13 protein-coding genes are annotated in these 12,874 nt (G+C 63.6%); 4 read left to right on the top strand and 9 right to left on the bottom strand.

Annotated elements, in window-relative coordinates:
- The first annotated feature begins 69 nt into the window (after positions 1-69).
- A complete protein-coding gene (locus tag BM338_RS08035; protein ID WP_090450372.1) occupies positions 70-891 on the top strand; it encodes an arylamine N-acetyltransferase family protein in 822 nt (273 codons plus the stop codon).
- Positions 892-898: 7 nt separating this feature from the next.
- Here BM338_RS08035 and BM338_RS08030 read toward each other — a convergent pair whose 3' ends face one another.
- Genes BM338_RS08030 through BM338_RS08020 form a run of 3 tightly spaced genes read right to left on the bottom strand, consistent with a single transcriptional unit; the run spans position 899 to position 1,976 of the window.
- Positions 899-1,120, bottom strand: a complete 222-nt coding sequence (locus BM338_RS08030) for an RNA-binding S4 domain-containing protein (RefSeq protein ID WP_090450371.1) — start codon at positions 1,118-1,120, stop codon at positions 899-901.
- 5 nt (positions 1,121-1,125) lie between these two features.
- Positions 1,126-1,566, bottom strand: a complete 441-nt coding sequence (locus BM338_RS08025) for a barstar family protein (RefSeq protein ID WP_090450370.1) — start codon at positions 1,564-1,566, stop codon at positions 1,126-1,128.
- Positions 1,563-1,976: a guanyl-specific ribonuclease gene (locus BM338_RS08020; protein ID WP_090450369.1), complete on the bottom strand. Its 414-nt coding sequence runs from the start codon at positions 1,974-1,976 to the stop codon at positions 1,563-1,565. The genes BM338_RS08025 and BM338_RS08020 overlap by 4 nt, the downstream gene beginning before the upstream one ends.
- A 541-nt stretch (positions 1,977-2,517) precedes the next feature.
- On the opposite strand from BM338_RS08020, the gene BM338_RS08015 reads away from it, so the two are divergent.
- The gene (locus BM338_RS08015; protein WP_090450368.1) at positions 2,518-4,071 is read left to right on the top strand and encodes a POT-type proton-dependent oligopeptide transporter; all 1,554 of its coding nucleotides are present in this window, start codon (positions 2,518-2,520) and stop codon (positions 4,069-4,071) included.
- Here BM338_RS08015 and BM338_RS08010 read toward each other — a convergent pair.
- Positions 4,056-5,081 carry an alpha/beta hydrolase gene (locus BM338_RS08010; RefSeq protein WP_090450367.1) on the bottom strand — a complete coding sequence of 342 codons (1,026 nt, stop codon included), beginning with the start codon at positions 5,079-5,081 and terminating at the stop codon, positions 4,056-4,058. The two genes, BM338_RS08015 and BM338_RS08010, sit on opposite strands and share 16 nt — an antisense overlap.
- A 177-nt stretch (positions 5,082-5,258) precedes the next feature.
- Here BM338_RS08010 and BM338_RS08005 point away from each other — a divergent pair, with 177 nt between their 5' ends.
- The gene (locus BM338_RS08005; protein WP_090450366.1) at positions 5,259-5,789 is read left to right on the top strand and encodes a hypothetical protein; all 531 of its coding nucleotides are present in this window, start codon (positions 5,259-5,261) and stop codon (positions 5,787-5,789) included.
- Between the two features lie 33 nt (positions 5,790-5,822).
- Here BM338_RS08005 and BM338_RS08000 read toward each other — a convergent pair whose 3' ends face one another.
- From BM338_RS08000 to BM338_RS07985, 4 genes are all read right to left on the bottom strand, one after another.
- A complete protein-coding gene (locus tag BM338_RS08000) occupies positions 5,823-7,058 on the bottom strand; it encodes a TIGR03862 family flavoprotein (protein WP_090450365.1) in 1,236 nt (411 codons plus the stop codon).
- A 3-nt stretch (positions 7,059-7,061) separates the two neighbouring features.
- Complete coding sequence (locus tag BM338_RS07995; protein ID WP_090450364.1) at positions 7,062-7,607, bottom strand: YaeQ family protein; 546 nt, start codon at positions 7,605-7,607, stop codon at positions 7,062-7,064.
- Between the two features lie 463 nt (positions 7,608-8,070).
- On the bottom strand, positions 8,071-8,838 hold the full coding sequence (locus tag BM338_RS07990) for a slipin family protein (protein ID WP_090450363.1): 768 nt from the start codon (positions 8,836-8,838) through the stop codon (positions 8,071-8,073).
- Positions 8,839-8,859: 21 nt separating this feature from the next.
- Positions 8,860-10,239 (bottom strand): NfeD family protein, encoded by a 1,380-nt coding sequence (locus BM338_RS07985; protein WP_090450362.1) that lies wholly within the window; start codon positions 10,237-10,239, stop codon positions 8,860-8,862.
- A gap of 584 nt (positions 10,240-10,823) precedes the next feature.
- Here BM338_RS07985 and BM338_RS07980 point away from each other — a divergent pair.
- Positions 10,824-11,699, top strand: a complete 876-nt coding sequence (locus BM338_RS07980) for an RluA family pseudouridine synthase (protein ID WP_090450361.1) — start codon at positions 10,824-10,826, stop codon at positions 11,697-11,699.
- A 41-nt stretch (positions 11,700-11,740) separates the two neighbouring features.
- On the opposite strand, the gene BM338_RS07975 is transcribed toward BM338_RS07980, so the two are convergent.
- Positions 11,741-12,775, bottom strand: coding sequence for an NADP-dependent oxidoreductase (locus BM338_RS07975; protein WP_090450360.1), 1,035 nt, complete (start codon positions 12,773-12,775; stop codon positions 11,741-11,743).
- Positions 12,776-12,874: the final 99 nt, after the last annotated feature.

Genomic DNA, 12,874 nt, shown 5'->3' with positions numbered 1-12,874 from the left:
ACTTCCCGCACCATTCACCTCGATAGTGCGGTGTTATCGTGCGGACCCCACATCTTCCCCGATGCCCACATGACCTACCGCTTCGACCTTGCCGCCTATTTGCGCCGCATTGACTACCAGGCGCCAGTGCAGCCGGACCTCGCGACCCTGCGCGCACTGGTGGCGGCGCATGTCGCCGCCATCCCGTTCGAAAACCTCGATCCACTGCTGCGCGTGCCGGTGGTGATCGAGCCGGAGGCGATCGAGCGGAAGCTGGTACATGCTGGCCGTGGCGGTTACTGCTTTGAACAGAACCATCTGTTCCGCGCTGCACTGAGCGCCATCGGCTATGAGGTCACGGGCCTGATAGCGCGCGTGCTCTGGGGGCGCGAGGAAGATGCGATCACCGCGCAAAGCCACATGCTGTTGCGTGTGGTGCTGGATGGCGAGAGCTGGCTAGTGGACGTCGGTTTTGGTGGCCAGACACTCACTGGTGCCTTGCGGCTGGAAGCGGACACGGTGCAGCCGAGCGCGCACGAACCGTATCGCCTGCTGCACACCGACGGCATGTGGCGCATGCAGACCCTGGTGCGCGATACCTGGGGCACGTTGTACCGCTTCGATCTGCAGCCGCGCTATCCGATCGACTACGTGGTGGCCAACCACTACACCTCGACCTATCCGGAATCGCACTTCCTGCACAGTCTGGTGGTGGCGCGCAGCCTGCCGGGGCGCCGCCTGAATCTGCGCAACCGCGACTTTGTCATCCATCATCTCGGCGGCGAATCCGTGCGGCGCACGCTGCAGAACGTGGCGGAGATCCGCGACGTGCTGCAGCGTGAGTTCTCGATCCGCCTGCCGGAACATCCGGAGCTGGATCAACGCCTCGAGGCGCTGCCGTTCCCGGAATAAGCGTTGCTCAGCCCGCGGCGAAGACGTGAATCGTCACGTCTTCCAGCTGCACGACCTGGCCCGCGTGGATCTTGCAGGTCTTGCGCAGCTCCTGCTGCCCGTCGACATACACCGCGCCGCTGGCGACGATCGCCTTGCCGGCGCCACCGCTGTCGCACAAGCCCACTAGCTTGAGCAGCTGGTTGAGTTCTACGTGGTCGCGGTCGAGTTCAAAATCCAGTTCTTGCATGCGGCTTAGTCATCCGTATCGTTGAAGGCGCTTTCCGGTAGCGCGAAGAAGGCGAAGAAAGGCACGCCATCGTCCAGCCAGCCCTCGGCCGCCTCGTCGAGGATATCGAGCAAGGTGTCGAAGTCGTCCTCGTTGGCGTTGCGCAAATCGTCGGCGTGGTCGAACAGCAGCAGATAACCTTGCGCTTTCAGCCAGGCAAAATCGCGCACACAGTCGGCGAGTGCATCCCAGTTATCACCGAATGTTGCCGGTAGCTGCCACGACGCGGCGAGGCGGCGCAGCAGTTCCTCCTTGCTATCGCAGCCCTTGAGGCTGGTGCGGCCGATGAACATCGACTGGGGATCGGCTGATGCGGCAAGGGGATCCAGATCTTCTTCGATCACGAAAAAGACGCCGCCGCGGGCCGGGTCGGTCAGGTCGATAATATCGGTGTCGTGCGCGCTCATCGGTTCACCTGAAAGCTTTGGAAAGTGCGGTAGTGGTCGTCGGTGTAGTAGTAGATCACCGGCGGATTACCGCCAGTGATGATGCGTCGCGCACCGCGGTAATCGAGCCCGGGCGTCTCCACGGTGTACTCGTGGTAGTAGCCGTTGGGCTGCGAGGGCAGGCGGCCTTCGCGGTTGCCGAAGACGGTACCGTCCTGGCGGTGGGCGAAGGGGCCGCCGCGCTGGATGAGCTGGATGACGTCACGCGCTTCCGGCGGGAGGAAGCTGGGGAATGCTGTGGTGGCTGGCGCTGTGTTGGGTGCGGTTGTCGGTGTGGCCGCGCTGGTGGGCGGCGGGGTGGGGTGCCGGTTCCAGAGGAGGGCGGCGACGGCCAGGATGATGATGAGGATGGCGGGTTTTAGGGGGCGCATGTTTGTGTGCGGGTGGAGGGTGGGGGCAGCTTATCAGGGGTGTTGTGACGCTCGTTGTTGATCCGCTCGCTGGTGCGCTTTAGCTCAGTGGGTTCGATTCTTGTGGCACCCCTTTCCTACTTCGTCATTCCGGCGCAGGCCGGAGGCGCTTCACAACAGCGAAGCTGGTCATCCAGTGGCATTATCGCTTCGGTTGTCGCGTCTGCGTACTCTGGCTCGCCTGCCGCGGGCTTCCGAACCGCTGCCGCGGCTCGGGTCACTTTCTCTTTGCTGGCCCAAAGAGAAAGTAACCAAAGAGAAATGGCCTGAGAGCAGGCGGTATGCTCTGTAGCTACGCCTTTTCCGGTGTCAGGCGTCGAGATGGTTTTCTTCGGGGACTGGTCGCCCGTCCCTCATCGAAGCGTCACATCTCCCTCTCCCCTCCGGGGAGAGGGTCGGGGTGAGGGGTGGGTGCTCGAGCGGTGGCTGCTATGGGCCGGCCCCATTTGGCTCCCGCAAGAACTTGCGGCAAACTCGGTGGTTTCGCCTGTCAGGAGCGTCCATGAGCGCTGCCAAGCCTACCGAGCGCGGTCGTTTGCCGCGGCAGATTCCTTTCATCATCGGTAACGAGGGGTGTGAGCGGTTTTCGTTTTATGGGATGCGCAACATCCTTACGCCGTTTTTGATCACGTCGTTGTTGATGTATTTGCCGGAGTCGGAGCGGCCGGGGGCGGCGAAGGATGTGTTTCATACCTTCGTGATCGGGGTGTATTTCTTTCCGCTGCTGGGTGGTTGGTTGGCGGACCGGTTTTTCGGCAAGTACCAGACGGTGTTGTGGATGAGTCTGGTGTATTGCCTGGGGCATTTGTGTCTGGCGCTGTTCGAACACCATCCCACGGGTTTCTATGTGGGGCTTGGGTTGATTGCGTTGGGGGCGGGTGGGATCAAGCCGTTGGTGGCGTCGTTTGTGGGCGATCAGTTTGATCAGTCGAACAAGCATTGGGCGAAGCTGGTGTTCGATGCGTTTTACTGGATCATCAATTTCGGTTCGTTCTTCGCTTCGTTGCTGATGCCGATTTTTCTGCGGCAGTTCGGTGCGGCGGTGGCGTTTGGTATTCCCGGTGCGCTGATGTTGCTGGCGACGGTGGTGTTCTGGCTGGGGCGCAAGCAGTACGTGATGGTGCCGCCATCGCCGCCGGATCCGGATGCGTTTTCGCGCGTGTTGCGCAGTGCATTGTTGGCGAAGCGTGCGGGGCAGGGGCGGCCCGGGTTGTGGGTGGCGGGAGCGGGCGTGTTGGCTGCATTCGCTGCGCTGGCGTCGTCGCCTGCCTTGGGTTTTGTGATTGCCGCGTGTCTGGCGCTGGTGGCGCTGATTGGTGGCGTGGGCGGCGGCGCGTGGCTGCAGATGGAGCGTGCGCGCGGGCTGCATCCGGATGCGGCGGTGGATGGCGCGCGCAATGTGTTGCGGGTGCTGGTGATCTTCGCGCTGACTACGCCGTTCTTCTCGCTGTTCGATCAGAAGGCGTCGACGTGGGTGTTGCAGGGGAATGAGATGGGTGCGCCGGACTGGTTTCATCCGGCGCAGATGCAGGCGCTGAATCCCTTGCTGGTGATGCTGCTGATTCCGTTCAACAACCTGGTGCTGTATCCGCTGCTGCGCCGCCGCGGCTACGAGCCGACGGCGCTGCGCCGGATGACGGCGGGTATCGCTTTCAGCGGTCTGGCCTGGATCGTGGTGGGCGGCTATCAGCTGGTGATCGATGGTGGCGATGCACTATCAATCGTGTGGCAGATCGCGCCGTATGCGCTGCTTACTTTCGGCGAGGTGCTGGTTTCCGCCACGGGCCTGGAGTTCGCCTATAGCCAGGCGCCGGCCTCAATGAAAAGTGTGGTGATGAGTTTCTGGAACCTCACCACCACCATCGGCAACTTGTGGGTGTTGATCGCCAATGCCGCGGTGCGCAGCGAGATGGTAACTGGCCATATTGCAGTGACCGGGCTCAGCGTGACGGCATTCCAGATGTTTTTCTTCGCCACATTCGCGCTGTTGGCAGCGCTGGCGTTCGGTGCGTATGCGCGACGTTATCGCGAGGTGGACAACTACCGCACCGTGTAGTGGTTGGCGCTCTTGCTGCCGTACGCCCATTGCAGGAACGGCGGCAGCATCATCGCCCACGACGCCTGGTTGTGCTTGCCTTCGTCCAGTAGGTAGAAGGCCACGTTCGCTTGACGCGAAGGGTGCTGCGCGTAGTCCATGTTCACCCGATAACCGAGCTGGCGCAGGCCGCGCAGGTGACCGCCGCCGGGGATGCGATAGCCCTCGATCAGGTCACGCACGTCGCCGACCGCATCGATCACGCCATCATGGTCGCGGTCGTCAGTCTCTTCCGCGCTGCCCACCGAGAACCATAGCTTGAGCTGCGGACGTTTACGGCTGGCGTCGACCATGCGCTGGGCAAATCGTGTGCGATCGATGCTGAGGCCGTCGCTGCGATCCTTGGCAAGCCAGAACGACGGTGAGAACGCGCCGACGCGGCCAAATATTTCCGGGTACTGCCAGGCCAGGTTGAAGGCATGCAGCCCGCCCAGCGACCAGCCCAGCACGGTGCGGCCCTCGGGTGTGCGCTGGGTGCGGAAGCGCGCATCGATGGCGGGCACCAGTCGCGTGACAAACCATTGCGTGTAGTCCTGCGCGTGCGTGCCGATCGGGCCGAAGCGAGAATCGCCGATCACGCTGCGCGCCTGCTTGCGGTCGGAAAGACCATAAGCGCCGGTGCGGTCGGGCGGCATGTCCACCGCCACCACGATCACCGGTTCGATCAATCGGTCCCGGTACAACGTCTCCAGGGAGCCGAGCAGGCCGACAGCGCTCATGTCCTGTCCATCGTTGGCATACAGCACCGGATAGTGACGGCCTGTGCGGGCGCCATAGCCCGGCGGCAGATAGACACTGATGTGCAGCGGCTGGGGCGAAACGCCAGGGGCGTCGAGATGGAGCTCGGCGACCTCAATCGAAGGCGTGTTTTCTTGCACGCTGGTGCGTTCTTCCGGGTGGCCCGGCCATCGCGCGGTGGCGGTGCCGGAGGCAACCAGGAGGGAAAGGACCAGCCAGAAGCGAAAGCGCATACGACACGACTCGGTGTAAAGCGGCAGCCTCAGCATCCTGCCATGAGTTCGCATCGGCGCGTTGAGGTTGGGGTGTGGCGGGCAGATGTTGCGAACAGGCACACAATGACAGCCTTTCAGCGTTGCTCCCCCCGCAGGGCGCCTGTACAGTCCAACGCTTTGTCATGGGGGGAAACCATGTTCAAGCAAGTGTTGACGATGGGGGCGATGGCCCTGGTGCTGTGCGCCTGCGGGAGCCAGAAGACGCGCGAGACGGTGCCGCTGGATGCGCTGGTGGTGCCGGCTTCGGCACCGTGGATCAGTGTGGAGCCATCGCAGGGCGATCTGCTGGTGCGCGGGCTGGATCAGAAAGTGATCCTGACGCCGTCGCGTCCGGTGTCCGACGTGCTGCAGGCGCAACTGCGCCAGGCTTTGCAGCCGGCCTATATTTCCAACCTCACCGTGACCTGTGAGCGCGTGAAGACGGACATGCGCGTGAAGCACGAAGACGACGCGCCGAGCACGGCGACGCTGGATATCTCCATGCGCTGCACCACCAATGCACGCGGCTTTGTGACCCGCAGCGAGCTGCGTTCGCAGCCGTCGGCGCCGGTGTCCACGCAGACCGACTACGCCAAGCTGTTCGTGGTGCTGCTCGACGGTGTGTCGAAGGAAATGGCCGGCAAGGTGCAGGCCGACATCGACACCAGCAAGAGCAACCTCAAGTAAGTCACCGCCCGGCAACGGCCGGGCCAACAGCGGTCAGCGCTTTAGCCACGCCGCCGCGCCTTGGCCGGCGATGTGTCCGCTGGCGTAGCAGGCAGTGAGCAGGTAGCCGCCGGTTGGCGCTTCCCAGTCCAGCATTTCGCCCGCGCAGAACACGCCGGGCAGGGCGCTGAGCATCAGCGCATCGTCCATCGATTCCAGCCGCACGCCGCCGCTGCTGCTGATCGCCTCGGCGATCGGTCGTGGCTGTTTGAGATGCAGCGGCAGGCGCTTGATGGTGTTAGCAAGCACGGAGCTGTCGTGGAGCTGTTCCGCGTTCAACACTTCGCGCAGCAGCGCCGCCTTGACGCCGGTGATGCCTGCCTGCCGCCGCAGATGCTCGCTGAGCGAGCGGCTGCCACGCGGCTTGGCGAGGTCGCGCTGCAGGCGTTCCAGTGTGCGGTCAGGTGCCAGATCCAGTTGCAGGGTGGTGTGTCCGTGCCTGGCGATGGCGTCGCGCAAGGTGGCGGAGAGCGCATAGATGAGACTGCCCTCGATGCCGGTTTCGGTGATCACGCATTCGCCCTGGCGCTGATGACCCTGGCCATGCGCATCGCGCCAATGCGCGACCACCGGCTTCAGCGGTGCGCCGGCATGGCGGCTGGCGAGCAGTTCGCTCCAGCCGATATCGAAGCCGCAATTGGATGGCTGTAGCGGCGCCACATCCACGCCGCGCGCCGCCAGCCACGATTGCCACACGCCATCCGAACCCAGCTGCGGCCAGCTGCCACCACCTAGCGCCAGCACGGTCGCGCTCGCTTGTACGGCGCGTTCGCCATCGGGTGTGTCGAAGCGCAGTGCGCCCTGTTGATCCCAGCCTAGCCAGCGGTAATGCACATGAAAGCGCACGCCGCTTTCGCGCAGGCGGTGCACCCAGCCGCGCAGCAGCGGTGCAGCCTTGAGATCGCTGGGAAACACGCGGCCGGAACTGCCGACGAAAGTCTCCACGCCAAGGCAGCGCGCCCATGCGCGCAAGTCATCGGCGTCGAAGGTTTCCAGCCATCGGCCGACTTCTTTCGCACGGGCGCCGTAGCGCTGCACGAAATCGGCCTTGGCTTCGCCGTGGGTGAGGTTCATGCCGCCTTTGCCGGCGAGCAGAAATTTACGTCCGACGGAACCCTTGCCTTCGTAGACATCCACCTCGACACCCGCTGCGCGCGCGCTTTCGGCCGCCATCAGGCCGGCCGGACCGCCGCCGATGATCACCAGCCCGGGTGCGGTGCCGGCGGACATAGCTCAGGCGTTGCCCATGCGGCGCGTGGGTTCGATCGACACCGCAGTGGTGTCGCTCATCATCTGCAGCTGCGCGTCCTGGATCAGGCATTGCAGACGCATGCCGCGCTGGGTGAGTTCAAGCAGCGCTTCGACGGTGGCGGTGGGAATGTCGAGTACGGTGAGGTTGTTGTGGCGCGCCAGTGTGGAGCCGGCCTTGTCCCACCAGATGTCGGCCGTGCGCCCGCCGTAGTTGATCACCACCACCTGCTGCGCGCGGCCGCAGGCTTTGCGGATGCGCGCTTCGTCGGGCTGGCCCAGTTCGATCCATTGCTCGATTTCGCCGGTGTAGGCCTTGCGCCACAGGTCAGGTTCGTCGTCGGTGCTGAGGCCCTTGCCGAACTCCAGGCGCTCGTCGGCATGCAGAGCGAAAGCGAGCAGGCGCACCATCAGGCGCTCTTCGGTTTCGGAGGGGTGCCGGGCGAGGGTGAGGGCATGGGTGGCGTAGTAGTGCCGGTCCATGTCGCTGATTTGCAGCTCGGCTTTGTAGATGGTGGCGTTTAGGGCCATGGGTGGGGGTCTGGTGGAGGTAGCCCTCTATTGTAGGGCACGCGCGTGCCCTCACCCTGCTGGAGAGGGTTCGGTTCTTGTAATACCCCTTCTACTTTGTCATCCCTGCGTAGGCAGGGATCCAGTGGCGTTGTCGCCTGGTTGTCGCGTTGTCGCGACCGGGCTCGCCTGCCGCGGGCTTCCGAACCGCTGCCGCGGTCCGGGTCACTTTCTCTTTGCTGGCCCAAAGAGAAAGTAACCAAAGAGAAATGGCCTGAAGAGCAGGCGGTGTGCTCTGTAGCTGTGCCTTTTCCAGTGTCAGGCGTCGGGATGGTTTCTTCTCGGCCTGATCGTCCTCCACTCACCGCCGCACCAAGCTTTGCTCCCTCCCCTGCTTGCGACGCGCAGCTAGTCCCGTGGGACAGGGGAGGGCTGGGGAGGGGTTTGGGTGCTCGCGATGGCGTCGCTACTTGGCGGCACTGATTCATCCCGCCGGTGGCGTCTTCGGCAATACCTCCAGCAACGGTCTGATCATGTCCAGCGGTAGCGGAAAGACGATGGTGGAGGTGTTGCCGCTGCTGGACATGTCGGCGAGGGTTTGCAGGTAGCGGAGTTGCAGGGCCTGGGGTTGTTGGGAGAGGGTGGCGGCGGCGTCGCGGAGTTTTTCGGCGGCCTGGAGTTCGCCTTCGGCGTGGATGACTTTGGCGCGGCGGACGCGTTCGGCTTCGGCCTGGCGGGCGATGGCGCGGATCATGGTTTCGTTGAGGTCGACGTCTTTCAGTTCGACGTTGCTGACTTTGATGCCCCAGGCGTCGGTGGCTTCGTCGAGGATGGTTTGCAGGATGCGGTTGATGGAGTCGCGCTGGGAGAGGATTTCGTCCAGTTCGTGCTGGCCGAGTACAGAGCGCAGGCGGGTCTGGGCGAGCTGACTGGTGGCTTGCAGGAAGTCGGCGACTTTCAGCATGGATTTGTCAGGCTCGACGACGCGGAAGTACACCACCGCGTTGACGCGCACGGAGACGTTGTCGCGGGAGATCACATCTTGTGGCGGCACGTCCATCACCGTCACGCGCAGGTCGACGCGCATCATGCGTTGCACGACGGGTACCAGGATCACCAGACCGGGGCCTTTGGTGCCGGTGTAGCGGCCAAGCGTCAGCACCACGCCGCGCTGATATTCCGGCAGCACCTTGATCGACATGAAGAGCAGGGCGGCGGCAAGTACCACCACGACACCAGCAAATCCGAACATGGGAATCTCCATAGTGTTCACCTAGAGAGGGGTCACCCAAAGCTGCAAGCCTTCGCGGCGCAATACCCGCACGCGCGCACCGGCAGGGAGGGATGTATCGCAATGCACACGCCAGCGTTCGCCGCCGACCAGCGCCCAACTTTCGCTGTCGGGTTGCACGGCTTGCAGCAGTTCGCCGGTGGCTTGTAGGACTTGTTCGTCGCCGCTGAAGGGACGGGTACGGCGCGCGCGCATCACCAGGCGCAGAATCAGCGCGAGCAGGGCGATGGCGCAGAAGGCGATGCCGGCGATCACACCGATATTCACCGCGTAGCCGGGTACGCCAGTATTGAACAGCATGATCGAGCCGATCACGAAAGCGATCACTCCACCTACACCAACGGCACCGACGGTGGGCGTGAGTGCTTCGGTCAGCAGGAGGGCGACGCCGAGCGCCATCAAAGTTAACCCGGCGTAATTCACCGGCAGCAATTGCAGGGCGTAAAGGCCGATCAGCAGACAGATGCCGCCGACGATGCCGGGCAACCATGCGCCTGGATGAAACGCTTCCAGCACCAGCCCGTAGATACCGGCGAGCAACAATACATAGGCAATGGTGGGGTTGGTGATGATGCCGAGGAAGCGCGTGCGCCAGTTCGGCGCGTAGTCGCGCAACGGCAGACCGGTGAGTTGCAGCACCTGCACTTGACCGGCGATCTGCACCTTGCGGCCGTTCGATTGCACAAGCAGTGCATTGGCATCGGTGGCGACAAAATCGACCACATGCTTCGTCACCGCTTCGTTCGCGGTGAGCGTGGCGGCGCCGCGCACCGCCTGCTCCGCCCACGCCGCGTCGCGACCGCGCAGCTGTGCAAGCGAACGGATATAGGCGATGGCATCGTTGAGCACCTTGTTAGCTTCCGCATCGCGTGTGGCGTCATTGCCGGCGGCGGGTTTCTCCGCACTCCCCGCTGGCGCAGGTGCTCCCAGCGGCGACGGCATCGGCGTACCGCCACCGAGACTCACCGGCGTCGCCGCACCCAGATGCGTTGCCGGCGCCATCGCCGCGACGTGACAGGCATAGAGAATGTAAGTGCCGGCAGACGCGGCGCGCGCACCATCCGGCGCCACATAACCAATCACCGGTAGTCGTGAAGCGAGAATGCCGCTGACAATCTGCCGCATCGACTCCGCCAGCCCACCCGGCGTATCCAGCCGCAACACCACCGCCACTGCCCCTTCGCGTGAAGCGCGCTGCATGGCATCGTCGAAATACTCCGCCGCCGCCGGACCAATAGCACCGTCCAGCTCAATGCGCGCCACAAATGGCGAACTTCTCTCAGGCGCCGGCTGCGCCAACGCCATAGCACCCAGCGCCAGACTAAACAGCGCGACCCACAAAACCCACATGCTTCGCGACATCGTGCCGTCTCCCGCATGCCTGCAACACCACATTGCGCCGATGAATGTTGTGCGGATGTGGAAGTTGTCTTTATCAGGCGGGTGGAGAAGTGATTCTGGTATTCGCAGTAGCAGCTCGATCCCGAGCACCCGAACCCCTCCCCAACCCTCCCCTGTCCCACGGGACTAGCTTCGCGTCGCAAGCAGGGGAGGGAGCAAAAGCGCGGTGCGGTGCGAGTTGGACGATCAGGCCCCAAGAAAACCATCCCGACGCCTGACACTGGAACAGGCGCAGCTACAAAGTCGGCCGCTAGCTCTTCAGGCCATTTCTCTTTGGTTACTTTCTCTTTGGGCCAGCAAAGAGAAAGTGACCCGGGCCGCGGCAGCGGTTCGGAAGCCCGCGGCAGGCGAGCCCGATCGCGATAACGCGACAACCGAGCGACAACACCACTGGATCCCTGCCTACGCAGGGATGACGAGTAGGAAGGCGAGTCACAAGAACCGAACCCCAACCCCTCCCGCAGGGACTACCTTTGGGCCGCCGAAGGAGGGGGACTAACCGCGAAGTAGATGGCGATCACCCGAGCCCTACAATCCATACCCCAATGACCAACATCGCCCCCAGCACCCTCCATCTCCGCCCAGGTCCCTGGATCACCATCCTCGACTGCCTCTGCGCACACTTCACAACCATCCCCCGCGAAACATGGCTCGACCGCATGACACGCGGCCGCGTAATTGACGCCGACGGTATGCCACTCGATCCACAGACGCCTCACCGCGTCGGCCTATGCGTCCGTTACTACCGCGAAGTAGCGGTCGAAACACCGATCCCGTTCTGCGAACACTTGCTACATGTCGACGAACACCTCGTAGTCGCCGACAAGCCACATTTTCTTCCAGTCACCCCGGCTGGAGGTTTCGTGCAAGAAACGCTGCTGCATCGCCTGATCCAGCGCCTGGGTAATCCGGATCTGGTGCCGCTGCATCGGATCGATCGCGCCACCGCCGGCTTGGTGATGTTCTCCGCCAACCCGGCGAGCCGCTCGGCGTATCAGGCGTTGTTTCGCGAGCGGCGCATCGACAAGCAGTACCTCGCCCTTGCACCAGCATTGCCGGCCACGGATTTTCCGCTGGTGCGGCGCTCGCGCATCGTTACCGGCGAACCGTTCTTCCGCATGGGCGAAGTGCCAGGCGAAGCGAACAGCGAAAGCCGTATCGATGTGTACGAGCGTGGTGGCGACTACTGGTGCTACACCTTGCAACCGGTCACCGGGCGCAAGCATCAGCTGCGCGTGCATATGGCAGCGCTTGGTGCGCCGATCCTCAACGATGGGTTCTATCCGGTGCTGACTGAGCGCGCCGAGGACGACTATGCGAAGCCACTGCAGTTGCTGGCGAAGTCGTTGTCTTTCATCGATCCGCTCAGTGGTTTGCAACGTTCTTTCGAAAGCAGTTTGCGTTTGCACGCACCGCATTGAATCGCCACGTGGAGCGGCATGGCCGCTCCACGTGGCGTGCATCACACGTCGGCGACGCGTACCACCAGCTTGCCGAAGTTGCGGCCTTCGAGCAGGCCGATGAACGCATTGGGTGCATGCTCCAGTCCATCCACCACATCTTCGCGCAGCTTCACGCGGCCAGCGGCGATCCATTCGCTCATGTCGCGACGGAAATCGTCGAAGCGGTCGCCGTAGTGGTCGAGGATGATGAAGCCTTCCATGCGGATACGCTTTTGCAACAGCGTCGACATGGTCTTCGGCAAACGGTCTGGACCCGCAGGCGCGTCGTCTTCGTTGTAGTGGGCAATCACGCCGCATACCGGCACGCGCGCGCCGTTGTTGAGCAGTGGCAGCACCGCGTCGAACACAGCGCCGCCGACGTTTTCGAAATAGACGTCGATACCGTCCGGGCAGGCGGCGGCGAGATGTTCGGCCAGCTGCGGATCGCGACGATCCAGGCAGAGGTCGAAGCCAAGTTCCTCGACGGCGTAGCGGCGTTTGTCGGCACCGCCGGCGATACCGATCACGCGCGCGCCCTTGAGCTTGGCGATCTGCCCGACCACCGAACCTACCGCGCCAGTGGCGGCGGCAACGACTACGGTTTCGCCCGGCTTGGGCTGGCCGATATCGAGCAGGCCGACGTAGGCGGTGAACGCGGGCATGCCCAGTCCGCCCAACGCCAACGACGGCTGCGCCATGTCGCCGAGCGGGATCAGATCCTTGCCGTCCGACAGCGTGTAGTCCTGCCAGCCGGCGTTGCCGAGCACCAGGTCGCCATCGCGGAAGTGCGGATGGCGGGAGGCGACCACGCGATTGACGGTACCGCCCACGATGGGCGCGCCCACCGGCACAGGCGGCGCGTAGCTGGTGCCCGCTTCGTCCATCAGATTGCGCATGTAGGGGTCGAGCGACAGATACAGCGTGCGCAGCAGCAGCTGGCCTTCGTCGGGTGTCGGGACGACGGTCTGGTCGAGGTGGAAATCCTGCGGCGTCGGCAGGCCGCGCGGACGGGTGGCGAGTACGACGCGGCGATTGACGGTATCCGTGGGTGACATCGACTTACTCCTGTGGGGTGGGGTGATTAGATATGGATTGATTAGACCGGTCGTCTAGAAGACGGGCGAAAAAAGCGGAAGCGTATAAGCTGCGCCCGC

The sequence above is a fragment of the Dyella sp. OK004 genome (assembly GCF_900114495.1).
GTDB lineage: Bacteria > Pseudomonadota > Gammaproteobacteria > Xanthomonadales > Rhodanobacteraceae > Dyella_D.
The sequence above is the reverse complement of the archived record's forward strand: the minus strand, read 5'-3'. Positions and strand labels throughout refer to the sequence as shown.